Below are 23,988 nucleotides of genomic sequence, written 5' to 3'. Positions count from 1 at the left end.
ATCGTGTTCCTCCAGCAGTCGGTGATTTCTCTGAGGCCGCGTCTACAGCCGGGTGCGGAATGTCCACAGCTCCGGGAAGAAACGGTGTTCGTTGATGGCGCGCAGCCACGGTGCACCGTCGGTGCCCGCCGTCCCGCTCTTGCCGCCGAGCATGCGTTCCACCACCAGCAGATGCGTTGCCCGCCAATGGGAGAACTGATAGGCGACCTCCAGCAGGCTCTCCGCGAGCCGGTGCGCGCCGGAATACCGGTCCGGCTGCCGGTAGATGTCGAGCCACACGTCCTCCACGAGCGGATTCGACTCGTGCTGCTCGGCAGGCGGTTTCGCCAGGCATTCGTCCGGAACCGAAAATCCTTGCCGAGCAAGGTGTTGCAATACCGTGTCGTACAGCGACGGCTTGCCCAGCTCGGCCCGCAGCATGGGGTGGCCATCTCGGAGAGCCGCCGCCACTTGGCCTTCCGGCCGGTTTCCCATCAGGAACTCCAGGGCACGGTAGGCGAAGGACTGGGTGCCGGAGGCCTCGTTGAGCACGTGCCGGAAGGCCACGAACTCGTCGACCGACATGCCGTTCATCGACTCCCAGCAGGCCACCAGGACCCGCTGCGTGCGGACCGACCGGGACAGCGCCAGACATGCCTCGGGCACGTCGTCGCGTTCCAGCGCCCGGCGGGCGGTGTCGAGATCGTCGATCACCGCGCGGAACAACAGTTCTTTGACGTGGCTGATCAGGATGAAGTTCAGCTCGCCGCGGGCCTCACTACGCGGACGCTGCAACTCGTGCAGCTCGTCCATGTGCGCGTAGGTGACGTACTCGGGGGCGAGATACTCCGGCGCGCTGGTCATCGCACTCCTTCCACGGCGCGGCCGAGCGCGTCGACCGCGCGCCACACCTGCTCGTGCGTCACGTACAGCGGCGCGAAGGCGAAACGGATCAGATCGGGTGGTCGCGAGTCGACGTGCACGCCGCGGTCGGCGAGCGCACGTTCGACGGCGTCGGCGTCGGGCACCCGAAGCGCGAGATGGCCACCGCGGCGGTCCGCTTCTCGCGGAGATGCGAGGCGGCGCAACAGTTCCGGGTCACGCTCGGCGAGGCACTCCAGGAAGAACTCGCTGAGCTCCCGAGTGCGCTGATGCAATGCGTGGATGCCGACCTCCACCAATGGGGCGAGGGCATGGTTCAACGCGGCGAGGCTGAGCAGTGGCGGTGTGCCGGTGCGGGCCTGTTCGATATCGGTGGCCGGCTCGAAGACCGGACCCATCTCGAACGGCCTGGCGTGCCCGTGCCACCCCGTCAGCGGGAAGTCCACGGTCGACTGGAATCGAACGGGAAGGTAGAGGAAAGCCGGCGCGCCCGGCCCGCCGCCGAGGTACTTATAGCCGCAGCCGACGGCGAGGTCGACCGCGTTCGCGTCGAGGTCCACCGGGAGTACCCCCGCCGCATGGCTGAGGTCCCATAGCGACAGCGCGCCTGCCGCGTGACACAACGCGGTGGTCGGCCGGATCTCCCGCCGCTCGCCCGTGCGGAAGTCCACGGGTGCGGCCAGCGCCGCCGCGACTTGCTGACCGTGCTCGCGCAGGTAGGCGTCGAAGCCGGTCCGCGACTCGGCGACGAGCTCACGGTCCAGCAGGCGGGCCACCGAAGCGGCGATGTACAGGTCGGTCGGGAACGACTCGGCCTCGATCAGCAGCACCGGGCGGTCCGGCCGCAGGCGGCATGCGGCGACCAGGGCGTTGAACAGTGTTGTCGAGGTCGTCTCGCCGGCCACCATGAGCTGCCCGGGGCCCGCGCCCAGCAGCAGAGCCAGCTTGTCGCCGACGGTGCGCGGCAGCTCCAGCCAGCCGTCCTGGAACCAGGCCTGCACCTGGCGGGGCGCCCACTGCTCGGTCACTACGCGGTCGAGTTCGCCCGCAAGGCTTTCCCGCGGCGGGCCGAGGGAGTTTCCGTTGAGGTGGATAGCGCCGTCGGTGGCGAACCCACGTGCGTACCCGGTGCGCGGATCGAGATCGTCGCGACGCCGCGCCTCATCGAGCATGCCCGTGCTCGGCACGGTCAGTGACTCCGGCCGAATCGTCATGACTCACTCGCTTTCTCGTCACTCGCCGGGATCCACACCTGTCCGGTGATGCGCACGCTCGCGGTGGCGCCGTGGATCGAACCGGTGCAGCCGAAGACCGACTCGCTCCCGCTGCCCGTTACCTGTCGAACCGTCACGGGTGCCTCGTCCCCCGCCAAGTCGAGGGCGGTGAGCCCGAGAGCGGCTGCGGCGGGCAGACATCCGGCGTCCTCCGGGATGCCGAACCCCGGGGCGAAGACGCGGGCGAGCACCTCGTGCCGGTCCGGATCCCAGCGGAAGGCCGTGAGGTCGGTGAGCCCCAGTTCCCGCATGCGATCGAGATCCGGCACCGGCAACGCGCGTGGGTCCTCGGTGACGCGCACGAAGTTGAAGGCTCGGCCGACGCCACCGGCGTGCGGTGTGCCGACGGGCCACCCGAACACTGTCGGGTCGTGCGGAATCTCTTCGCGCACAACGGGTCCGTCGAACGGCACACGCACCTCGCGGCCGTCGGTCCACAGCCACTGGCAGCCGACCTCGGCGGTCCGGCCGACCTCACCGGGTTCGAGATGGCCGGTCCGGACCAGACAGGCGGCCACACCGGCGAGCGAATGTGTGCCGAACGGAGTTTCCCCGTCGGCGTTGAAGATTCGCGAGCCGAACGTGCGTTGGGCTCGAGAGCACTCGTCGACCAGGACCGTCTCGGTCGAATTGCTGTGGCGCGCATGCGCGGTGGCCGCTGCGACTACGTCCTCATCGGACCGGTCCGCCGGGACGAGCACGTCCAGGGTGCTGCCCCGGCCCGCCGCGGCGCCGAACATGTCCACTGTCGTCACTCGCATCACTCGCCCCCTAGGTGCTTCTCGGCGAAATCGACGATGACCTGCTCGTCGCCCTGGTACGGCTGGTCCGGGCGGGGCCAGTGCACGACGAGATCGGTGATGCCGACCTCGGCGAGCTCGCCCGCGGCGTCCTCGTAGGCGGCCAGCGAGCTGGTGATCCCGCCCGCCGCCGCGTCGGCGACGAACAGCTTGCCCAGGCCGGCCGGGTCCCGGCCGGCCCGCTCGCACGCGGCCTCGATGCCGCGCACCTGGTCGCGCAACAGGGGAACGACCTCGCGCAACGGCCGCATGCGAAAGTCGTTGGGTGGTCCGGACGTGATCCAATACCGCGCGTACTCGGCGGCCAGCGCCATGCCCCTCGGCCCGGTCGCGGCCACGGCGAAGGGCAGGCGCGGCGCCTCGCCGGCGCGCGGGTGGAAGTTCACGCCCGATGCGGTGTACCAGCGTGACACCTTTGTCACGGAGCCGCGGGCAAGCACTGCGTCCAGCAGTTCGACGAACGCCTCGAATCGATCGGCGCGTTCGCGCGGGCCGAGATCCGGCCCGCCGAGCACGCTCGCATCGAATCCCGGTGCGCCGGAACCGAGTCCGCAGATCAACCGCCCGCTCGCGATGTCGTCGACGCTGACGAGTTCCTTGGCGAGCGCGACGGGGTGCCGGAAGTTCGGGGTGGCCACGAGGACGCCGAGGCCGATGGTGTTCGTGACGGTCGCGGCGGCCGTGAGGGTCGGGATCGAGCCGTACCACGGGCGGTCGGCGAGCCAGCGCCACATCAGATGGTCGTAGGTCCAGGCGTGCTGGTAGCCGAGCTGCTCGGCGGCGCGCCAGCGATCGGCGGCGATCTTCCACTCGTGCTCGGGTAACAGGACGATGCCGTGCTTCATCGGCGCGCCTCCTCGAGTCGCATGTCCGATACCAGCCGGGCCGCCCGGTCCATCACCTCGAGAATGCCGGTCACCAGTGGCTTCATCACGCCGCCCGACTGGTTGGCGACGACCGGGTGGTGGCGCCCGTCGACATTGGGATACAGCCCGTTGTACTCCAGATCCGCAGCGAGTTCCGCGATGCGGGAGTCGAGCTGTGCGACGAATTCGGCGTGGCTGACGGGGCGCCGGACGGTCAGGAAGAAGTTGTCGTAGAGGTCTTCCTTCTCCCGCGACACACTCACCCCCGGTGCGCCCGCAGACTTCTGCAACAGCGAGTGACCGTCCGGCACAAGATGATCGGCGATATGGCTGTGCGTGGCCTCGTTGCGCGCGACCGCTTCGTCGAGCGCCGTGCACGCCGGGTCGTCCTGCCAGGGCATCTTGCCGCGGAACAGGCGGCGGACCGGCCGGTAATCCGGAGCCCAGGTGCCGCTGAAAGCCGGGTGCTGCAACGCCATTCGCACTCGGGTGTAGGCGTGGTAGTGGTCTCGGGGAACGGTGGACGAGTAGAGCAGCATGGCGCTGTACCCGTCGACACAGGTGGTCAAGAGGTCGAGTTCGCGTTCGTCGGGCCCGTCGTCCTCGGGGTGGTGCCAGACGACGTCGCACATCGCCCGCCACAGCAGGAACGAAAGCTGGTGCCCCGCGATCCAGCGGTACCAGAACAGCCGCTCCTCCTCGACCGGCCGGGTGCCGAAGATGTCGTACTCCGGCAGCTCCCGGTCGGCGACCTCGGCTTCGGCTGCGTCCGAGCATGTTTCGAAGGCGTGGCCGAGCGGCGGCATGAACAGCAGGTGCGGCGTCAGCGCGGGCGGGCGATGCTTGCCCGACGCGGCGGAATCGTATCTATGGCCGATGCTCACGATCCCGCTCCCGGAAAATAGACGAACTCGAGCTCGAGGCCGTTCGGGTCCAGGACGTAGAGGCTCTGCATCCCGTCCGGGTCGGTCACGATGTCGGACGGCGGGTCGTCCCTGGTCCAGTGGATGTCGGTGGACTCCCTGGCCTTCAGCCACTGCTCCCGCAGCGCTACCAGGTCCGCCGCCCGGTCCACCGTGATCCCGACATGCTGATACTGATAGCCGAGCGGGTCAGGGGTGTCCCTGCTGTGCCCGGCCCGGTCGAAGACGTGGAACCGGACGTCTCCCTTCTTCAGCTCGGCCAGCTTCTCGATTCCCGGCAGTCGCTCGAGGGTGAGCGGGGAGAAGTCGGCGAGCGACCATTCCACGGTGGCGCCGAGGAATTCCTGGTACCACCTGATCGTGGAGTCCACGTCGTCGGTCTGGATGGCGAGGTGGTGAAATCTCGGCGCGATGTCAAGCCCGTGCATCGGATGCCTTTCCGTCGCGAATGTGCTCGTGGTGGGCCCCTCACCGCAGGAGGCGGGAGGGATTCGTCCCAGCACTTTCCATCCTCGGCCGACGGCGACGTCCGGGCAATCAAATGGGCTTCAAGAAACTCTTAAATCGCTGTCAGACAACAATTGTCGTTGTTTTCCGAAATCATGTGCTCACCTTGGGTTTAAGGGTCGCTCACCCGGTTACCTGGGCGCACAACGACATACGACAGCGCGCGCAGGCACGCGTAGCGCGCGGGCTGTAGTGAACAGCCCGCTATGCGAAAACCAGACGTGGCAACCGCTACGAACGCTTGCCGGCTTCCGCTGCCGGCACCTTCTGCAGCACAACGTCTTCGGAGCCGTGTGCACGCTGCATCAGGTCGGGTATCAGCGTGAGCAGACCGAGCAAGGCCATTCCCGCACCGATCCACAACGGCGCCGTGAGGCCGAGCCCGGCACTGATCCCGATGCCGCCCAGCCACGGACCGATCACCACGCCGATATTGATGGCGGAGCCGTTGACCGTGTTGACCAGTGCACCCTCGTTCGACACCGACATCACCCTGGCCGCCATGGCGGGGTTGAGCGGAAGGCCGATCAGGCCGAGCAGCACGGTCGCCACGAGCGTCGGCGCCTTGTATTCGACGCACAGCGCGAACGCGGCCAGCACCAGCATCAAGGCGATGAGACCACCGAACAGGATCGGCCGGGTGTAGCGGTCGGCGAACCGGCCGACGACGGCGTTACCGATCACCGTGGCGATCCCGTACACGCCGAACAGCACCGGCACCGTCGCGGGCGCGAAGTGCGTGGCATCGGTGAAAATCGGTGAGAGGTAAGTGAATCCGGCCACGACCGAACCGATGACGAGGGCATTGGTGGCATACGCGCCCCACAGTCGCAGGTTGCGGAAGTCCTGGATCTCGGCCCGGAAGTCCAGCGTTTGCGCGTTGCCGCCGGACGGCACCAGCAGTACGACCGCCGCGATACACGCGACCGCCAGCAGGTCGACCAGCCAGAAACTGGCCCGCCACCCGAAGTGCTGCTCGATGAAGGTGGCCAGCGGCAAGCCGACCACCTGGGCGACCATCATGCCGCCGTACAGCACCGACATCGCCCGCCCGCGCCGCTCGGCGCCGACGAGTCGCACGCAGACTGCGGCGCCCACGCCGAAGAACGCCGAGGCGGCCAGCGCGGTGATCACCCGGGCCACCACCAGCACCCAATAGTCCTGTGCCAGTGCGCCGATCGTCTGTCCGAGCACGAACACCACGAGCAGCCAGATGAGCGACTTTTTCTGCGCCACCTTCGAGAGGCCGACGATCAGGATCGGACCGCCGACGACCATGCCGAAGGCGAAGATCGAGACGAGGTAACCCACGGCGGCGATGGACACGCCGAGGTCGCTCGAGATGCCGGGAATCAGTCCGGCAACCATGATTTCGGTGGTGTTGAGGCAGAAAACACCCAGGCCCAACACATAGACGGCGAAAGGCATGACTTCCCCTCCGGGGCGGCTTGTTCGATCCTCAGTCGTCGGACGGCTGCGCGAAGGCGGTCCACCGGTTGCCGAACGGATCGGTGAACTGGCCGATGACCAGGCCCTTCGCATCGGAGAACGGATCCATTACCCGCTGGCCGCCTGCCTGTTCACAGCGCGCGAGCAGGTCGGGGACGTCGGTGACGAGCAGTCCGGGAATCGCGTAGTCGGTCGGGTTCGGCAGCGCCGACACATCCATCGTGCCGCCGATCGGCTCCTCGGCCCCGCCGGGCGTGACGGCGTAGTAGATCGCGCCTTCGGCCGCTTCGTCCAGCTCGTAGGTCCAGCCGAAAGCCTGTTCGTAGAATTTGCGTGTCGCGGCGAGATCCGTTGTCCCGATCTCGAACCAGGCCGTACCATTCGGCACCGGTGCGGGGCGAGAGTCCTTGCGCGCCACGGGTTCGAACAGACCCAGCTGATTTCCCTGCACGTCGGCGATCACTGCATGGATGTCACCTGCAGAGGTACGCGCAGGAGGCTCGATAACCTTGGCGCCCAACGATTCCAGCTGCGGTATGGTCGCCGCGACATCCTCTTGGACCACGCTGATCCACAGCGCGTCGCGGCTGCCACGGCGCAACGCGCCCATGCTCGCCACCGCACCGGGCGCGGTGATCGTGTAATAGTCGGGTTCGTCGCCGAAAGATGTTAGCTGCCAGTCGAATATGTCCTGGTAGAACTGCTTGCTTCGGGCGGGATCGGTGGCGGTGATCTCGAACCACCCCACGGTCGAAGGGCGCAAGCCAAGGGTGCCCATAACCACTCCTTCTGTGTGACAGAGTACGAGTTGGTGTCACTACCGTAAACTAGTTTCCAGCCGGAAATCAAGCCAACTAGTTTCCTATCAGAAATCAAATCCGTGCCCGGTGAGGAGAGACCAGTGCCCCCTGACGAAGACCAGCACAGCGAAGTACTCGACTGGCAGGCCGGGATCGAGAACGCGCTGGCCCACCTGACCTGCGTCCTCGTCGCACGACGCACCAGAACGACACCCGAGCGGGTGACCTGGCAGCAGTACGACGTGCTGGAGATGCTGCGGCTGCGCGGCCCGATGACGCCATCGGCCCTGAGCGATTCGCTGAGCGTGTCCCGCCCGACGATGTCCAAAGCCCTTCGTGTACTGAAGGATCAGGATCTGGTGGAGCAGGCGGCGCTCGGCACCGACCGGCGCGAACAGACGACCTCGCTCACCGCGGCCGGGCTCGAATTCCTCGACCGCGCGGCCGAATGCCGGCGGGACAACGCCAGGATCGCCGAGTCCGTGCTCACCCCGGACGAGCAGGCCGTGTTCGCCGAACTCTGCGGCAAGGTGGCCGAGGCCATCCACGCGGCCGGACAGCCCGCGCCGGTCTCCTCGTGAACCCGCGAGTTATGTACGGCTTCAAGAGGTTTTGACGGTAATTTGAAAGTTCCATGAATGTGCCGGACCCTGCGGTCCGGTTATGTTCGACGTATTGGAATGGGCCGCAGCCGGCGTGCTGGCATACCGCCCACCACCATTGCGTCGAAAGGAGTTTGCCGTGCCTGATATCAGCGCCGGCACAATACGCTCGCTGACGAGCGTCGAATTTCTCGATCGCCGAGCCGATCATGCCGGACGGGAGCCGAAGCGGTGAGCCGCGCGGATCTGTCCGAGAAATCGGCGGTCATCGGTTTCGATCCGATCGAGCGCAACTGGGTCACCGGCACCGCGGCCAGTGCGTCGTTCGCCGACGCACCCGCGCTGGCGGGCGAGCTGCTCGTCGATGACGAGTCCCGCGCAGCGGTCGCCACCGACCTCGGAAACATCACCAACCACAAGCCCGCTGCGGTGCTGCGGCCGCGCTCGGCGGACGACATCGCCGCGATGGTCCGCTTCTGCCGCGCCCATGACATCAGCGTGTCGGTGCGCGGCCAGGCGCACACCACCCTCGGCCAGGGCCTGTCCGACGGACTGGTCATCGAGAACCGGTATCTCAACCGAATCCACTCCATCGGCCAGGACGTCGCGGAGGTCGACGCGGGAATCCTGTGGAAGGACCTCGTCGACGCCGCCTATGAACGCACACCGAAACTCACCCCGCCCGCCGTCACCGGATACACCTCGCTGACGGTCGGCGGCACCCTCTCGGTGGGTGGCCTCGGCGGCTTGGTCGGCGCGCTGAACACCGGACTCCAGGTCGATCACGTGCGCGAACTCGAGGTGGTCACCGGGACCGGCGCGATCGAACGCTGCTCGGCCGAGCAGAAACCCGACCTGTTCGAGGCGGTGCTCGGCGGTCTCGGCCAGTGCGGCATCATCACCAAGGCCGTGCTCGACCTGGTGCCCGCGACCGAACGTGCCCGCACCTACGTGCTGGAGTACACCGACAACGCCGATTTCTTCCGCGACGTGCGCACGCTCATCGAACGACCGGTCATCGACCACGTCTATGCCGAGCTGTACTCGCCGGAGTCCGCGCCGACCCACCGGCTGTACGCGACCGTCCTGTACGACCCGGCTACCCCGCCCGACGACCAGGTCGCCGCCGAGGGGCTGACCATCGCGCCGCTCATCGACGACACCAGCTACCTGGACTACGTCTACAAGATCGACACGCTGGTCGACGGCATGCGGGAGACGGTGAACTGGGACCGGCTCGTCAAGCCCTGGTACGACGTGTGGTTGTCCGGCGCCGTGGTCGAGGACTATGTCGCCGAGGTCCAGTCGCAGCTCAGCGCCCGCGATATCGGCCCGTTCGGGATCAGTTTGCTCTACCCGCAACGGCGTTCGCACATGACCAGGCCCTATCCGCCGGTGCCCGAGGCGAAGGGATCCGACTGGGTGTTCGTCCTCGACATCAACACCGTGGCCGAGACCCCCGGCATCGATCCGGCGTTCATCGAGGAAATGCTCGACCGCAACGACCGAATGTTCGCGCACGCGCGGGCGGAATACGGCGCCGTGCTCTACCCGATCGGCTCGCTGCGTTTCACCGCGCAGGACTGGCGTGCTCATTACGGCGACAAATGGACGGCGTTCCGGGCCGCGAAAACCCGCTACGACCCGAGCGGCCTCCTCGCGCGCGGTCTGCACATATTCGACGACGAATAAACACATTTCAGTCGATCGAACGTCGAATTTCTTATTCGTCCGTCGACAACGCATTCGAAATCGTAGGGAGTACCCTCATGCCTCCATCCAAGCCCGAGCTGACCGGGACGACCGGTGCCGTGGCCAGCACCCACTGGCTGGCCTCCGCGGCGGGCATGCGCATTCTGGCCAACGGCGGCAACGCATTCGACGCCGCGGCCGCCGCCGGATTCGTGCTCCAGGTGGTGGAACCACACTTCAACGGCCTCGGCGGCGACCTGTCCGTAGTGGCGCACCAGGCCGGACGCGATGACGTGCAAGCGATCTGCGGCCAGGGGCCGATGCCCCGCGCGATCGGCATCGACACCTTCGCCGAGCTCGGGCTGCGCAGCATCCCCGGCTCCGGCCTGCTGCCCGCCTGCGTGCCCGGCGCGTTCGGCGGCTGGATGCGGCTGCTCGCCGAGTTCGGCACCATGCACCTGGCCGACGTACTGCAACCTGCGATCGGCTACGCGGACAACGGTTTTCCGCTGTTGCCCGAGACCGCGCGGGCTATCGAGGTGCTCGCTCCGCTGTTCCGCGACGAGTGGACCGGATCGGGCCAGACGTATCTGAAGGGCGGCGTGGCCCCCGCCGCGAGCAGCCGCTTCCGTAATCCGGCGCTGGCCAACACCTATCAGCGTCTGATCAAGGCGGCGGAGTCCGCGTCGGCCGACCGCGCAGCCCAGTACCAGGCCGCGCACGATGCCTTCTACAAAGGCTTTGTGGCAGAAGAGATCTCCGAGTTCCTGGCCGGCGGGCCGATGCTGGACGCCACCGGCCGACGGCACCGCGGGCTGCTGACCGTGGACGATCTCGCCGGCTGGCAGGCGACCGTGGAGACCGCGCCGAGCCACGGCTACGGTCCGTACCAGGTCTTCAAGCCGGGACCGTGGTCGCAGGGGCCGGTGTTCCTGCAGCAGATCGCGCTGCTCGACGGATTCGATCTGGCGAAGATGGGTCCGGGCAGCGCCGACTACATCCACACCGTGATCGAGTGCACGAAGCTGGCGATGGCCGATCGTGAGGCCTGGTACGGCGATCCGGCCTTCAGCGAGGTGCCGCTGGCCGGGCTGCTCGACGAGGACTACACCAAACAACGACGCGAACTGGTCGGCCCGCGGGCCGCACTGGATCTTCGGCCCGGTTCGCCCGGTGGCCGCACCTCCTTCATTCCGGAACGGGCCGCGCTGGAGTATCCGGAAGCCGACTCCGAGTGGATGTCGCAGCTGCGCAACGGATTACCGACGATCCTGCAGGAAACCACGACGAAGGGCGACACCGTCACCGTCACCGCCGTCGACCGGCACGGCAACATGGTCGCCGCCACCCCCAGCGGTGGCTGGCTGAAGAGTTCACCCGCGATCGCGAGCCTCGGCTTCCCGCTCGGCACCCGCGGCCAGTGTGGCTACCTCGCCGAGGGCCACCCGAACACGCTGGCGCCCGGCAAACGACCGCGCACCACCCTCAGTCCGAGCGTGGTGCTGCGCGACGGCCGCCCGTTCGTCGCCTTCGGCACCCCCGGCGGTGACCGGCAGGACCAGTGGACGTTGCAGTTCTTCCTCAACGTCGCCGACTTCGGACTCGACTTCCAGAGCGCGACCGAGACCACCGCCTTCCACACCGATCAGGTGCCTGCGTCGTTCACCCCGCACGCACACCGGCCCGGTGTGCTGGTGGCCGAGCAGACCTGCGATCCGGCCGTCGTCCAGCAGCTGGCACAGCGCGGCCACGAGGTGGAACTCGTGCCCGCGTACTCGCTGGGCCGGGTCTGCGCGGCCGGGTTCACCGCGGACCAGGAGTTCGTCCGAGCGGCCGCCAGCCCGCGCGCCCGGCACGCCTACGCGGTTGCCGAATAGCGCTCGGCCACACCACCTTCGAAAGGAACAACGATGACGATCACCGAACACCGTCCGGAGATCATCGAACTCACCGACGAGCAGCAGCGCCGAGAGTGGCAGGCCTTCACCCTGTCCGACCTGCCCGAGATGATCAGCGCGATGCACGTCTGTCACGCGGTACGGGCGATCGCCGACACCCCGCTGCTGGAACGCCTCCGCTCCGGCCCGCGCAACCCCGCCGACGGCCTGCTCGCCGGCATCGACCCCGACATGGGACCCGGCTTCCTGCGCTATCTGGTCAATCGCGGCATCCTCGAAACCCGGGGCGAGGAGTACTTTCTGACCCGGCTGGGCGAGTTCCTCACCACCGATGTCTCGCTGGCCCGCCTCGGCGTCTACGTCGACGCGTACGGCATGGTGACCAGCCGGACCGGTGACCTGCTCACCGGTAAAGCCGTCTACGGCAAGGACGTGGTCCGCGACGGCGGAAAGCTCGGCGCGCACTGCGACACCCTGTTCTCCGCCTTCCACACGCCGACCCTGCTCACCGCGATGCGCGGCCGCAACGTGCAGCGCATCCTCGACATCGGCTGCGGCGGCGGGCAATTGGTGGTGGACGCCTGCCTGCGCGACCCCTCGCTCACCGGTATCGGCTTGGACATCGACGCCGACGCCGTGGCGGTGGCCAACGAGCACGCCCGGACGTCCGGCGTCGCGGATCGGGTCCAGTTCGTCGTCGGCGACGCCTTCGCCCCGAAGACCTGGCCCAAGGAGTGTTTCGAGGCCGACGGGCTGTGCATGATGAGTGCGCTGCACGAGCACTTCCGGCACGGCGAGCAGGCGGTCATCGACCTGTTGAACGAGATCGGGGCCACGTTCCCGGATTTGAAGATCCTGCTGATCGGCGAACCCGAAATCCGTTACGACAGCAGGGAAAACGACGACGACTTCTTCCTCATCCATGTGCTGACCGGGCAGGGTCTCCCCCGCGACCGCGCCGCCTGGTTCGACGTGTTCGCCAAGTCCGAGCTGACCTGTCGCCGGATGTACACGCGGCCGGAAGCCGGTCCCCGGCTGTGCTTCTACGATCTGGCCGGAAAGGACCAGCCGTGACCACCACCGAAACCACCGCGGCCGAGACCGATCTGGATCTCTTCTCGACCGAAGCATTGCTCGATCCGGCTCCCTGCTACCGGACCTTGCGAGACCTGGGTCCCGTTGTCCACATGACCGAACACGACCTGTACGGCCTGTTCCGTTACGACCAGGTGCGCGCGGCGCTGGTCGACTGGGAGGGTTTCAGCTCCGCCCAGGGCATCGCGATGAACACCACCGCCAACGAACTCTCCGACGGCTCACTGCTTTCCATGGACCCGCCGCGACACCGTGCGGTGCGCAAGGTTCTCGACGACGCGCTGCGCCCCAAGTACGTGCGCAAGGTCGCGGGCAATATCGAGCACCTGGCCGACCAGCTGGTCGATGACCTGATGCAGCGCGAAACCTTCGACGGCGTCACCGATTTCGCGGCCAAGCTGCCGGTGGACATCGTGATGGATCTCATCGGCTTTCCCCGTGACGAGAACCGGGACAAGATTCTGGTCTGGGCGCTCGGCGCCTTCAACTACTTCGGGCCGCCCGGCGAACGTCAGCTGTCGACCTTCCCCGATGTGCAGGCGCTGATGCAGTATCTCGTCACCGACGCGACGCCGGACAAACTGCTGCCCGACAGCTTCGGCCAAATCGTTTGGCAGGCCGCCGATCGCGGCGAGATCAGCGAGAACGAAGCCCTGATGACCATGAGCGCGTACGCCTGCGCCGGGTTGGACACCACCATCGCCGGGGTGGCCAGCACCCTCTGGCTGCTGGCGCAGCACCCGGACCAGTGGGCGGCCGTGCGGCAGGACCCGAAGCTCGTCCCCGGCGCATTCCTGGAAGGCGTCCGGCTGGAGACGCCGATTCAGCACTTTTCCCGGGTCACCACCGCGGACCGGGAGGTCGAGGGCGTGACGATTCCCGAAGGCGCCCGGGTCCTCGTGTCCTACGCCGCCGCGAATCGGGACGAACGCCACTACCCCGACCCGGACCAGTTCCAGGCGGACCGCAATCCGGCCGACACAGTCGGTTTCGGCTTCGGCGTGCACAACTGCCCGGGGCGCACCCTCGCCTCGATGGAGGCGCACGCGCTGTTCGTCGCGCTCGCCAAACGAGCGACCACGGTCGAGCTCGCCGGCGACCCCATCCGGACGCCCAACAACATCACCCGGGGACTGGACACGCTCCCCGTCCGTATCTCCTGAAAGGGGGCGACCATGAAAGCGGCACAGATCGTCGAGTACGGTGCCCCACTCGAACTACGCGAAATCCCCGACCCCGCACCGGAACCGGACGGGGTGGTGCTCGAAGTCCTCGCCACCGGCATCTGCCGCAGCGACTGGCACGCCTGGATGGGTGACTGGGGGTGGATGGGCGGACAGGTCGTGTTGCCGCGCACACTGGGTCACGAGATAGTCGGCACGGTGCGCGCCGTCGGCGCCGACGTTCGCGGTGTGCGGGTCGGCGACCGGGTCACCACACCGTTCCACTTGGCCTGCGGCACTTGCGCGTACTGCCGTTCGGGGCACGCCAATGTGTGCGACAACATGCAGGTGCTGGGCTTCTGGTGCGACGGCGGTTACGCCGAGTATGTGCGAATCCCCAACGCCGACTTCAACTGTGTGCACATTCCGGACGAGCTCCCGTCCGTCGCGGCCAGCGCTATCGGCTGCCGCTTCATGACGGCCTTCCACGCGGTCACCGAGCAGGGGCAGGTCCGTCCCGGCGAGTGGGTCGCGGTGCACGGTGTCGGTGGTGTCGGCTTGGCGGCCGTGCAGATCGCCGGTGCCGCAGGAGCTTCCGTGGTCGCGGTGGACATCGACGCAGGCAAGCTCGCGCTCGCCAAAGAGCAGGGTGCGGTGCACACCATCGACGCGAGCGTCGAGCAGGACGTGCCGGCGGCGGTACAGGATCGCACCGGCGGCGGTGCGCACGTCTCGATCGACGCACTGGGCACTCGGGCGACGGTGGTGAATTCCATACGCTCGCTGCGTAAACGCGGTCGCCACGTCCAGGTCGGGCTGACCAGCGCGGCGGATGCCGGCGAAATCGCGCTCCCCGTGGACGCCATCACCATCGGCGAGCTGACCATCGTCGGCTCGCACGGCAATCCGCATTCCAGTTACCCGCAGCTGCTCTCGCTCGTCGCGTCCGGCAAGCTCGCGCCGCAGACCCTGGTGCAGCGCACCGTCTCGCTCGACCAGGCCGGGGATGTGCTGTCCGCAATGAGCGATTTCACCACCAACGGCATCACCGTCATCGACCGCTTCTGATGCGGACCGGGAGGACTCGTGAATACCTCAGGTAACACCGTGGGCGACGCCGCCCGCGACTTCCTGTCCCGTGCACAGCGGCTGTACATCGACGGCGCCTTCGTCACCGCGGCGACCGGGCGCACGTTCAGCACGATCGATCCGTCCACCGGCGAGCACATCACGGAGATCGCGCATGCGGGATCTGCCGATGTCACGGCCGCGGTGACCGCGGCCCGTGCCGCACTCGACGGGCCGTGGAGCCGGCTGTCGGCGGCCGACCGCGGCCTGCTGCTGTCCCGGCTCGCCGACCTCATCGAGAGCAATGGTGACGAGCTCGCCGAGCTCGAATCCCTCGATGCGGGCAAGCCCATCACGATGACCCGTGCGCTGGATGTGCCTGCGGCGGCGGCGCAGTTCCGCTACTTCAGCGGCTGGCCCGCGCGCATCGAAGGCGAGACGATCCCCGTCGCGATACCGAATACGTTGTGTTACACCAGGAAAGAGCCGGTCGGGGTGTGCGCCCAGATCATTCCCTGGAACTTCTCGCTGTTGATGACGGCGTGGAAGCTCGGGGCAGCGCTGGCCGCCGGCTGCACGGTGGTGCTCAAACCCGCGGAACAGACGCCCTTGACCGCGCTGCGCCTGGCCGAGTTGATCGAGGCCGCCGGTTTCCCGGCGGGCACGGTCAATGTGCTGACCGGTGACGGCGAAACCGGTGCGGCACTGGTGGATCACCCGGGCGTCGACAAGATCGTGTTCACCGGGTCCACCGCGGTAGGGCGCGAGATCGGCGCGAAGGCCGGGGCGCAGCTCAAGCGGGTGACATTGGAACTCGGCGGGAAGAGCCCGAACATCATCCTGCCGGACGCCGACCTCGAAGCCGCTATTGCGGGGAGCTACAACGGGATCTACTTCAATACCGGCCAGGCCTGCAACGCCGCATCCAGGCTGTACGTGCACCGGAGTGTGTTCGACGAGGTGATCGAGGGGCTGTCGGCGCGGGCGAAGAGCGCGCAGGTCGGTCCGGCGCTGGATCCGGCCACCGAGTGCGGGCCGGTGGTTTCGGCCGAGCAGTACCGCCGGGTGCGTGGCTACCTCCGCGACGGGGTCACCGAGGGGGCGACATTGACGTTCGGTGAAGTTCCCGCATCGGAGCCGGAGGGCGGATTCTTCATTCGCCCAGCACTTTTCACCGATGTGACACCGGACATGCGGATCTGCCGCGAGGAGATCTTCGGGCCGGTGCTGGTCGCGACCCCCTTCGACAGCATCGACGAAGCCGTGCACTCGGCCAATGCCACCGACTACGGGCTCGCGGCCGGGGTCTGGACCCAAAACCTCAGCGACGCACACACTCTCGCCGCTCGCCTGCACGCGGGCTCGGTCTATCTGAATACCTGGGCGCCCGGTGATCCGGCCGCGCCCTTCGGCGGTGTCAAAGCGTCCGGCGTCGGCCGGGAAATGGGCCGGGCCGGGCTCGACGCCTATCTCGAACCGAAGACCGTGTGGGCGACCCTCGCGTGACGACAGCGAAAGGATAAGACGATGTGTGGAATCGCCGGTTGGGCGGATTTCGATCGTGATCTCACTGCCGAGCGCCCCGTTCTGCAGAAAATGGTGGACACCATGGCTTTGCGCGGTCCCGATGACGAGGGACTGTGGCTACATCCGCATTGCGCGCTAGGGCATCGGCGACTCTCGGTGATCGACCTCGAGGGTGGCAGACAGCCGATGGTCACGCCGGAGACGTTGCCCGGCGGCACGCCGCTGGCCGCGATCAGCTACAGCGGTGAGGTCTACAACTTCATCGAACTTCGCGACGAACTCACGGCGCACGGCCACCGTTTCAGGACGCGAAGCGACACCGAGGTCGTCCTACGCGCCTATCTGGAGTGGGGCGCGGATTTCGTGCGGCGACTGAACGGCATGTTCGCCTTCGCGATCTGGGACAGCCGCGCCGAGGAATTGCTGCTGTATCGGGACCGTTTGGGCGTCAAGCCGCTGTTCTACTATCCGACCCCCGCCGGAGTGCTCTTCGGGTCCGAACCGAAAGCGATTCTCGCCCATCCGGAAAGCCGGGCGGTACTCACCCTCGATGGGCTGCGCGACGTGTTGTCCTTTGTCCGGGTTCCCGGGCAGACACCACTCGACGGCATGTACGAGGTGCGTCCCGGGCATATCCTCCGGGTTCGCCATGGCCGGCGGACCGAGGAGAAGTATTGGGAACTGGAATCCCGGCCGCACACCGACGACATCCCCGCGACCGTCGGCGCGGTGCGCGAGTTGCTGGAAGACATCGTTTCTCGTCAACTGGTCGCCGACGTTCCGCTGTGCACCCTGTTGTCCGGCGGTTTGGATTCCAGTGCATTGACCGCCCTGGCGCAGCGCAGGCTCGACGCCGACGGCGGCGGGCGGATTCGCAGCTTCTCGGTGGATTTCGAAGGACAGGTGGAGAATTTCGCGCCGGAGCCGCTGCGCGAAGCGCCCGATCAGCCGTTCGCGGCGGAGTTGGTACGGCATGTCGGCACCGACCATCAGACGATTTTGCTGAACAACGCGGATCTGGTGGCCCCGAACATCCGCTCGGCCGTCTCCCGCGCCTGGGATCTGCCGTTCGGTGACGGCGATCTCGGTCCGTCGCTCTACCTGCTGTTCCGTGCGGTACGGGAGCAATCCACTGTCGCACTGTCCGGTGAATCCGCGGACGAGGTCTTCGGCGGTTACCTGTGGTTCCACGACGAGAAGGCCGTGCAGGCCGATACTTTCCCCTGGCACGCGCTCGGTGAGCGGTCGATCACCGAGCAATCCACCGCGTTTTTGCATCCGGATCTGACGGCGCGGCTGAATCTTCCGGAATACATCGCCGACCAGTACCGGACGGCCCTTCGAGAAGTGCCGCAGCTGACCGGCGAAACCGGGCACGACCGGCGAATGCGGACCGCGAGTTATCTGAATCTCACGAGATGGCTGCCGGTAATGCTGGATCGCAAGGACCGGTTGAGCATGGCCAGCGGTATCGAGGTGCGTGTCCCGTTCTGCGACCATCGCCTGGTCGAGTATGTCTTCAATGTGCCGTGGTCGATGAAGACGTTCGACGGGCGGGAGAAGAGCCTGCTGCGCGCCGCCACCGCGGATCTGCTGCCGGAGTCGATTGTGCAGCGGCGCAAAGCTCCTTATCCCTCCACGCAGGATCCGGGTTACGACCGGGCGATCAAGCAGATACTCGGAAAGATCGTCGCGGAGCCGAGTTCGCCGGCCTTGCCGCTGTTCGATCTCGACGCGCTGGACCAGCATCTCAACGCGCCGGTCGAGGCTGCCTCGTCCATGCAGGAAAGGGGACTATACAACGAGACACCGATTCGTCTCGCGGAATGGGTAGCCGACTATGAGGTCGACGTCCTGGTATAGTTTCCATTTGGAAACTACTTGCGCACGCTGAGGGGAGTGGAGATGTCGGATCGAGCCGGACGGCAAGCGAACGACAGCATTACGCTGCAAGGCGTCCGAGAGAACAACCTGAAGAACGTGTCGCTGGAGATCCCGAAGGGGCGGCTGACCGTCTTCACCGGCGTATCGGGTTCCGGCAAGTCGTCGCTGGTGTTCGGCACTATCGCGGTCGAATCGCAGCGCCAGCTCAACGAGACGTTCCCCTGGTTCATCCGCAACCGGCTGCCGAAGTACGAGCGACCGCACGCAGAAGCCATGTCGCATCTGTCCACCGCGATCGTGGTCGACCAGCGCCAGATCGGCGGTAGTTCCCGCTCGACCGTCGGCACCATGACGGAGATCAATCCTATTCTGCGCGTGCTGTTCTCGCGGCACGGCAAGCCCAGCGCGGGCGAGTCGACCATGTACTCGTTCAATGTTCCGCAGGGCATGTGCCCCGAGTGCGAAGGCCTCGGCCGCACCGCGCGACTCGACCTCGATCTGCTGCTCGACAAGTCGAAGTCGTTGAACGAGGGCGCCATCCAGTCACCGCTGTTCGCGGTCGGTGGTTATCCGTGGATCACCTACGCGGAATCCGGCCTGTTCGATCCCGACAAGCCGTTGCGGAAGTTCACCGAGGCGGAATGGGACAAGCTGCTGCACGGTGGAGGATTCAAGGTCCGGCGCCCCGGCAAGGACGTGACGCACTCCAACGAATACGAAGGCATCGTCGTCCGGTTCAATCGCCGTTATCTCAAGAACGGCCTGGATGCGCTGAAAGACAAGGAGCGCAAGGACGTCGAGCAGGTGGTGCGGACCAGCACCTGTGAGGTCTGCGGCGGCGGCAGGCTCAACAAGGCCGCGCTCGCCTCCAAGATCAACGGCAAGAATATCGCCGACTATGCGGACATGGAGGTGAGCGAACTGATCGTCGAGCTGGGGAAGATCGACGATCGGGTCGCCAAACCTGTTGTGCAGGCGGCCATCACGGCACTGTCGCGACTGGAATCGATCGGCCTGGGTTATCTCAGCCTCGGCCGCGAGACCTCCACGCTGTCCGGCGGCGAGGGCCAGCGCCTGAAGACGGTCCGCCATCTCGGCAGCAGCCTGAGCGATCTGACCTTCATCTTCGACGAGCCGAGCGTCGGCCTGCATCCGCGAGATGTGCACCGGCTCAACGAACTTCTCGCGCAGTTGCGCGACAACGGCAACACCGTGCTGGTGGTGGAGCACAATCCGGACGTCATGGCCGTCGCCGACCGCATCGTCGACATGGGGCCCGGAGCCGGGTCGCACGGCGGTGAGATCGTGTTCGAAGGGACCTACCGGCAACTCCTGAAAGCCAAGACACTCACCGGCCGACGGCTGCGTGAGCACACCGGATTGAAAGACAAGGTCCGGGAACCGACCGGCTCGCTGGAGATCAGCAAGGCCTCGCTGAACAACCTGCAGAACGTCTCCGTGCGCATCCCCACCGGGGTACTCACCGCGGTGACCGGTGTGGCAGGTTCCGGTAAGAGTTCGCTCATCTCAGGAGCTTTCGCCGCCCAGCACCCGGACGCGGTCATGATCGATCAGTCGGGCATCGGCATCTCCTCGCGGTCGACGCCGGCGACCTATGTCGACATCATGGACACCGTCCGCAGCCTGTTCGCCAAAGCCAACGATGCCGATCCCGGCCTGTTCAGCTTCAACTCGACCGGCGCCTGCCCGGCCTGCAAGGGGCGCGGCGTGATCGAGACAGACCTCGCCTACATGGATCCGGTCACGGTGACCTGTGAAGTGTGTGAGGGTAGCCGGTATCGGGACGAGGCGCTCGAAAAGACGTTGCGCGGCAAGAACATCGCCGAGGTACTCGGACTCACCGTCGAGGAAAGCCTGTCGTACTTCACCGAAGACAAGGTGACCGCCAAGCTCGCGATGCTCCAGGAGGTCGGACTGGCGTATCTGACACTGGGGCAACCACTCTCGACCCTGTCGGGCGGTGAACGCCAACGGCTCAAGCTGGCGCACCGCCTCCAGGACACCGGCACCGTATTCGTCTTCGACGAGCCGACCACCGGCCTGCACATGGCCGACGTCGACCGGCTGCTCACCCTCTTCGATCGCCTCGTCGACGAAGGAAACACGGTCATCGTGGTGGAACACGACCTCGAGGTCGTCAAGTACGCCGACTGGGTCATCGACCTCGGACCGGACGCGGGACGTCACGGCGGCAAGGTGCTGTTCGAAGGCACCCCGGAGCAACTGCGCGCGGACAAGAAGTCCGTCACCGCGAAGTATCTGCGCAAGGATCTCGAACGGGCGGACCGCTGAGGCGTCACAGGTCTGTGCCGATCGTTGTCTGCCGCTTCGCGTCCAACGCACTTACCAGCACGCGGTTGCGGAGTTCGTCGACCAGGATCTGCCGGTCGGCGGTGAAGCCGGGATCGGCCTCCAGTGGAGCCCACAGGGCGCGCAGCGGGGCGGGGGTGTGCGCGCCGGGAGCCCAGAGGTGGGCGAGGTGGTGCAGTGCCGGAGCCAGCAGCGCGGTCGACTCGGGTGTCCCGGGATAGAACAGGTCGGACTTTTCGAGAGTTGCCCTGAGGACCGTCAGCAGCCAGTCGTGGGCAGCGAGGTCCTCGCAGAACTGTTGCGCGGCGGCTAGTTCGTTCGCGCCGCGCACGGTGATCTCGGCGGTGCGGTCCGTGTCGTTGAGCACGCGAAAAGCGACTTGAGCCTGCTCGACGTCACCCACGCGCGCTGCCCATCTCAGGTGAGTGGTGCCGGACCGCAGCGGGGCTCCCTGGTCCAGGTGCGGGTCCATGGTGATTCGTCCGAGTAGTCGATGGGCTATCGACGCGAGATCGAGCACGCCCGGAGTCGGTGGCCCGTCGGCCAAGAGACCATTCGTCAGTCGGCTGCTCGTCTCAGTGGTGACCTTGGTGAGTACCTCCAGCACCCCGGCCCGGCTGAGGTAATGCGACCACACCTGCCGCTCAGGCCGTTCTGCAACAACGACTTTCGCCTGTGCCGAGCTCTGCAGTACGCGGCCACCGAGTACGACAGCATGGTTGGCCACCGTGCCGATCGCCCGCACCGCGGCGTGTCCGGGGGCGGCCAGCTCGCAATCCACGCCCGTCACGAGGTCCGGCGAGACCGCACGAGACAACGGGCGTTCCCGCCAGTGCACGGGGTGGCCCGGCATCAGGTCCAGCAGCTGTTCCAGATTACTGCGCCGCAAGGGTTTTGCCGTCGGCAGCAGGCACGTGTGTGTCTCCCCCAGCACGACGGGTAGCCGATGGTCCGCCGGATCGTTCGTTTGGTGCACGTCAGTGTCCGTCCACCAAGTGATAGTTCAGGCGTTCGGTGCTGCTGGGCGGCAACGTAACCCGCTCCTGGGCCGCCCGGCGAACGAGCTGCTCGACCACCTCGTCATCGAGCCGGATGTGCTCGAGTATCAGCCGCACGGCATGCTCGACCTCCAGGTACCGCACCGGAAGAACGGACAACGAGCGGTATGCGGCAAACGGTTTCGCGCGAGGGTTCAGTTTGAGCACGGCAGGCAATTCCGACCAGCTGGCCGGCCAAGGCTGCCTGCGGTCCCACAGCTGCGGTTCGACCACCGGTCTGCCGTGGAAGCGCAGCAGACCCAGTCGCAGTAGCTGCCAGATCGACGTGAGAAACGGCAACGACCAGGTGATCGGTAACTCGGTGCTGCCCTGCTGCTTTCGCGGTTCCGCGCGCCACAGCTCGACATCGAGAAAGATCGAATGCGCGGGGGTGCCGAATTCTTCGGGCGGCTGATACGGCTCGTTGCGCATCGCCTGCGTGGGTTCGTCGGCGGCGCGGGTGCCGTTGCACAACCAGCCGGATTGGTCGGTCGGTGGCCTGCGTCCCGTCGCGCCCCGAGCCGGCGCGGCCACGATGCGAGCCCGAACCGACTGCGCCAGTTCGATTCCGGGGGTTTCGCCCGTGGCCGGGACAACCGCGCAGCCTGCCTCTCGCCCCAGATAGTCGATGGTGAGTCCCTTGTCCTCGGCGCACCCGAGCAGTCGGCCGAGAACGTCGCGGGGATCGGTGTCGGCGCGGAAATAGTCATCGACCAGCAGGCAGGTACTCACCCGGGCCTGCGGTCCGAATTCGGCCTTCGCCGCGTCGGTGAACCACGTGACCAGCGGGACGACCTTGCGGAATTGCTCACGAATCCAGTCGTCCCCGCTGTCGAGGTCTTCCATCCGGAGATGGCCCACCTCGATGGAGACATGGGACAGCGGCACCCCGGCGATCCGCGGCGGCTCGGTCCCCTCGCTGTATCCGGCGGCGTATTCCACTGTGCTCTTACCTTTCGCGATGATTTCGGCGAGCCCGCGGCTACTGCATAGGCTGCCAAATCGATTCGGAGAGTATGCGGTTCGCCAGACTGCCGAACGCCTCCACGGTGTCCTCCTTGGCGATGCCCTGCATCACGTCGATATCCAGGATCAGTTGCTCACGCCACTGCAAGACCGGATCGATCGGTGTCTCCCCGAGCAGAACGCTTGCGCCGATCCGGTACTCGGCCGCGAGGCGCTTCAGTCGCGCGTGCTGTTCGTGCAGCCACGCGGCTTGCAAGGCGGAGGCTTCGGTCGCCTCGTGCAATCGCGGCACCGCGGTGCGCACGAAACGAATGTTCTCCAGCAATACGCGAGGATCGTGTCCGGCGACCGCCCCGGACTCCACCACACCGTGCGGGCCATGGACCAAGCCGGCCGCCGCGACGATGTGCTGCCGAGTCCAGCGGTGAAAGACCAACCAGCGCACCGTCTTCGCGGCGAACTGCCGCAATCCGGTGGCCTGCACCGCGATCTCCAATGCCACCGACCGACCGGCACTGACGTCGACGAGACAGACATCGAAGTCCTGCTCGACCGTGAGCAGCAGCTCCGCACAGCGCCGGACCACCTCATGGCCCACCTTCGCGAACTCCGCGCCACCCCTGTCACCGGGCAACAAGGCGAGCTTGCCGGTACGCATCCGCATCCGCTGCAACTCGCGCCGATCGGTCTTGTCCCGCACGTCGATTCGGGTGGGCACACCGATCTGGCCGGTCAGATAGGAATGCAATCCGGTACCACCGACGACCCCGCTCTCCACACTGTCGATCTCGAACAGCGCCCCCGCCGTCGGCGACCCGAAATCGAAGTCGAGATAGGCGACACTCCTGCCCATCACACACATCCGGTACCCGATATTGGCACTGGTCACCGAACGCCCAGTACCACCCTTGTCGGAAATCGCGAAGACGATCACGGGTTCTGCTCGTTCCAGCACCGGCACCGACCATCCCGGCGTGCGGCGAGCAGCCACACGTCCAGCAGCTGTTCTCTCGGTTGAATTCGCACCCGCCGTCCTCCTCCCCCACGTCGCAGGCGGCCCGCATGCGCACGCCGGGCTGGAAGGTACTCCGCGGATGGAGAATATCGCTCCGCCGAGTGCCGCGTCCTAGGAATGCTGGTCTCCTGCGCAGTCGCCGCGGGGCGCGCTGCGATTTTGGTCAGCTCGGACCCGGTGCCCGGTTTCGTTCGTGCCCAGCGGGTTCAGCCGCGCGCCAGCAGTTCAGC

Annotated in this window: 21 protein-coding genes; 10 read left to right on the top strand and 11 right to left on the bottom strand. The window is 66.7% G+C overall.

Features of this window, described 5'->3' with window-relative positions; all coding sequences use genetic code 11:
- Positions 1-42: 42 nt before the first annotated feature.
- From DBO33_RS15865 to DBO33_RS15830, 8 genes are all read right to left on the bottom strand, one after another.
- The gene (locus DBO33_RS15865; RefSeq protein WP_107655725.1) at positions 43-843 is read right to left on the bottom strand and encodes a tryptophan 2,3-dioxygenase; all 801 of its coding nucleotides are present in this window, start codon (positions 841-843) and stop codon (positions 43-45) included.
- Positions 840-2,075: an aminotransferase class V-fold PLP-dependent enzyme gene (locus tag DBO33_RS15860; RefSeq protein WP_234390861.1), complete on the bottom strand. Its 1,236-nt coding sequence runs from the start codon at positions 2,073-2,075 to the stop codon at positions 840-842. The genes DBO33_RS15865 and DBO33_RS15860 overlap by 4 nt, the downstream gene beginning before the upstream one ends.
- Positions 2,072-2,896 carry a PhzF family phenazine biosynthesis protein gene (locus tag DBO33_RS15855; RefSeq protein WP_234390860.1) on the bottom strand — a complete coding sequence of 275 codons (825 nt, stop codon included), beginning with the start codon at positions 2,894-2,896 and terminating at the stop codon, positions 2,072-2,074. Before DBO33_RS15855 ends, DBO33_RS15860 begins: the two co-directional genes overlap by 4 nt.
- The gene (locus DBO33_RS15850) at positions 2,896-3,780 is read right to left on the bottom strand and encodes an LLM class flavin-dependent oxidoreductase (protein ID WP_107655723.1); all 885 of its coding nucleotides are present in this window, start codon (positions 3,778-3,780) and stop codon (positions 2,896-2,898) included. Before DBO33_RS15850 ends, DBO33_RS15855 begins: the two co-directional genes overlap by 1 nt.
- On the bottom strand, positions 3,777-4,685 hold the full coding sequence (locus DBO33_RS15845) for an L-tyrosine 3-hydroxylase (protein WP_234390859.1): 909 nt from the start codon (positions 4,683-4,685) through the stop codon (positions 3,777-3,779). Before DBO33_RS15845 ends, DBO33_RS15850 begins: the two co-directional genes overlap by 4 nt.
- Entirely contained in the window at positions 4,682-5,152 is a 471-nt protein-coding gene (locus DBO33_RS15840; protein ID WP_107655722.1) for a VOC family protein, read from the bottom strand. The genes DBO33_RS15845 and DBO33_RS15840 overlap by 4 nt, the downstream gene beginning before the upstream one ends.
- 310 nt (positions 5,153-5,462) lie before the next feature.
- Positions 5,463-6,659 (bottom strand): MFS transporter, encoded by a 1,197-nt coding sequence (locus DBO33_RS15835; protein WP_107655721.1) that lies wholly within the window; start codon positions 6,657-6,659, stop codon positions 5,463-5,465.
- A gap of 31 nt (positions 6,660-6,690) precedes the next feature.
- Positions 6,691-7,458: a VOC family protein gene (locus tag DBO33_RS15830; protein ID WP_107655720.1), complete on the bottom strand. Its 768-nt coding sequence runs from the start codon at positions 7,456-7,458 to the stop codon at positions 6,691-6,693.
- 123 nt (positions 7,459-7,581) lie between these two features.
- Between DBO33_RS15830 and DBO33_RS15825 the strand changes: the two genes are divergently transcribed.
- The 10 genes from DBO33_RS15825 to DBO33_RS15785 all read left to right on the top strand — a co-directional run bounded on the left by DBO33_RS15825 (position 7,582) and on the right by DBO33_RS15785 (position 20,722).
- Complete coding sequence (locus DBO33_RS15825) at positions 7,582-8,061, top strand: MarR family winged helix-turn-helix transcriptional regulator (RefSeq protein WP_107655719.1); 480 nt, start codon at positions 7,582-7,584, stop codon at positions 8,059-8,061.
- A gap of 82 nt (positions 8,062-8,143) precedes the next feature.
- A complete protein-coding gene (locus DBO33_RS42815) occupies positions 8,144-8,317 on the top strand; it encodes a hypothetical protein (protein WP_159080287.1) in 174 nt (57 codons plus the stop codon).
- A complete protein-coding gene (locus DBO33_RS15820) occupies positions 8,314-9,774 on the top strand; it encodes an FAD-binding protein (RefSeq protein WP_107655718.1) in 1,461 nt (486 codons plus the stop codon). The genes DBO33_RS42815 and DBO33_RS15820 overlap by 4 nt, the downstream gene beginning before the upstream one ends.
- Positions 9,775-9,851: 77 nt before the next feature.
- Entirely contained in the window at positions 9,852-11,651 is a 1,800-nt protein-coding gene (locus tag DBO33_RS15815) for a gamma-glutamyltransferase family protein (protein WP_107655717.1), read from the top strand.
- A 33-nt stretch (positions 11,652-11,684) separates the two neighbouring features.
- Entirely contained in the window at positions 11,685-12,746 is a 1,062-nt protein-coding gene (locus DBO33_RS15810; protein ID WP_107655716.1) for a methyltransferase domain-containing protein, read from the top strand.
- Positions 12,743-13,930 carry a cytochrome P450 gene (locus tag DBO33_RS15805; RefSeq protein ID WP_107655715.1) on the top strand — a complete coding sequence of 396 codons (1,188 nt, stop codon included), beginning with the start codon at positions 12,743-12,745 and terminating at the stop codon, positions 13,928-13,930. The genes DBO33_RS15810 and DBO33_RS15805 overlap by 4 nt, the downstream gene beginning before the upstream one ends.
- A 12-nt stretch (positions 13,931-13,942) precedes the next feature.
- The gene (locus tag DBO33_RS15800) at positions 13,943-14,998 is read left to right on the top strand and encodes a zinc-dependent alcohol dehydrogenase family protein (RefSeq protein WP_107655714.1); all 1,056 of its coding nucleotides are present in this window, start codon (positions 13,943-13,945) and stop codon (positions 14,996-14,998) included.
- 18 nt (positions 14,999-15,016) lie between these two features.
- Positions 15,017-16,504, top strand: coding sequence for an aldehyde dehydrogenase family protein (locus DBO33_RS15795; protein ID WP_107655713.1), 1,488 nt, complete (start codon positions 15,017-15,019; stop codon positions 16,502-16,504).
- A 21-nt stretch (positions 16,505-16,525) separates the two neighbouring features.
- Complete coding sequence (gene asnB, locus DBO33_RS15790; protein WP_107655712.1) at positions 16,526-18,388, top strand: asparagine synthase (glutamine-hydrolyzing); 1,863 nt, start codon at positions 16,526-16,528, stop codon at positions 18,386-18,388.
- Between the two features lie 42 nt (positions 18,389-18,430).
- Positions 18,431-20,722 carry an ATP-binding cassette domain-containing protein gene (locus tag DBO33_RS15785; protein ID WP_107660309.1) on the top strand — a complete coding sequence of 764 codons (2,292 nt, stop codon included), beginning with the start codon at positions 18,431-18,433 and terminating at the stop codon, positions 20,720-20,722.
- Positions 20,723-20,726: 4 nt separating this feature from the next.
- On the opposite strand, the gene DBO33_RS15780 is transcribed toward DBO33_RS15785, so the two are convergent.
- Genes DBO33_RS15780 through DBO33_RS15770 form a run of 3 tightly spaced genes read right to left on the bottom strand, consistent with a single transcriptional unit; the run spans position 20,727 to position 23,698 of the window.
- Entirely contained in the window at positions 20,727-21,716 is a 990-nt protein-coding gene (locus DBO33_RS15780; protein WP_107655711.1) for an SCO2521 family protein, read from the bottom strand.
- A gap of 1 nt (position 21,717) precedes the next feature.
- On the bottom strand, positions 21,718-22,719 hold the full coding sequence (locus DBO33_RS15775; protein WP_107655710.1) for an SCO2522 family protein: 1,002 nt from the start codon (positions 22,717-22,719) through the stop codon (positions 21,718-21,720).
- Positions 22,720-22,759: 40 nt separating this feature from the next.
- The gene (locus DBO33_RS15770) at positions 22,760-23,698 is read right to left on the bottom strand and encodes an SCO2523 family variant P-loop protein (protein WP_234390858.1); all 939 of its coding nucleotides are present in this window, start codon (positions 23,696-23,698) and stop codon (positions 22,760-22,762) included.
- Between the last annotated feature and the right edge of the window lie 290 nt (positions 23,699-23,988).

This window comes from Nocardia suismassiliense (genome assembly GCF_900269665.1).
Classification (GTDB): Bacteria; Actinomycetota; Actinomycetes; order Mycobacteriales; family Mycobacteriaceae; genus Nocardia; species Nocardia suismassiliense.
Note: the sequence above shows the minus strand (reverse complement) of the source record. Positions and strands in the feature narration are given on the sequence as shown.

Coding starts and splice junctions, on each gene's coding strand:
- DBO33_RS15860 (WP_234390861.1), bottom strand. CDS start 2,075: ATGACGATTCGGCCGGAGTCACTGACCGTGCCGAGCACGGGCATGCTC.
- DBO33_RS15785 (WP_107660309.1), top strand. CDS start 18,431: ATGTCGGATCGAGCCGGACGGCAAGCGAACGACAGCATTACGCTGCAA.
- asnB (WP_107655712.1), top strand. CDS start 16,526: ATGTGTGGAATCGCCGGTTGGGCGGATTTCGATCGTGATCTCACTGCC.
- DBO33_RS15830 (WP_107655720.1), bottom strand. CDS start 7,458: ATGGGCACCCTTGGCTTGCGCCCTTCGACCGTGGGGTGGTTCGAGATC.
- DBO33_RS15865 (WP_107655725.1), bottom strand. CDS start 843: ATGACCAGCGCGCCGGAGTATCTCGCCCCCGAGTACGTCACCTACGCG.
- DBO33_RS42815 (WP_159080287.1), top strand. CDS start 8,144: ATGTTCGACGTATTGGAATGGGCCGCAGCCGGCGTGCTGGCATACCGC.
- DBO33_RS15800 (WP_107655714.1), top strand. CDS start 13,943: ATGAAAGCGGCACAGATCGTCGAGTACGGTGCCCCACTCGAACTACGC.
- DBO33_RS15815 (WP_107655717.1), top strand. CDS start 9,852: ATGCCTCCATCCAAGCCCGAGCTGACCGGGACGACCGGTGCCGTGGCC.
- DBO33_RS15810 (WP_107655716.1), top strand. CDS start 11,685: ATGACGATCACCGAACACCGTCCGGAGATCATCGAACTCACCGACGAG.
- DBO33_RS15840 (WP_107655722.1), bottom strand. CDS start 5,152: ATGCACGGGCTTGACATCGCGCCGAGATTTCACCACCTCGCCATCCAG.
- DBO33_RS15850 (WP_107655723.1), bottom strand. CDS start 3,780: ATGAAGCACGGCATCGTCCTGTTACCCGAGCACGAGTGGAAGATCGCC.
- DBO33_RS15835 (WP_107655721.1), bottom strand. CDS start 6,659: ATGCCTTTCGCCGTCTATGTGTTGGGCCTGGGTGTTTTCTGCCTCAAC.
- DBO33_RS15855 (WP_234390860.1), bottom strand. CDS start 2,896: ATGCGAGTGACGACAGTGGACATGTTCGGCGCCGCGGCGGGCCGGGGC.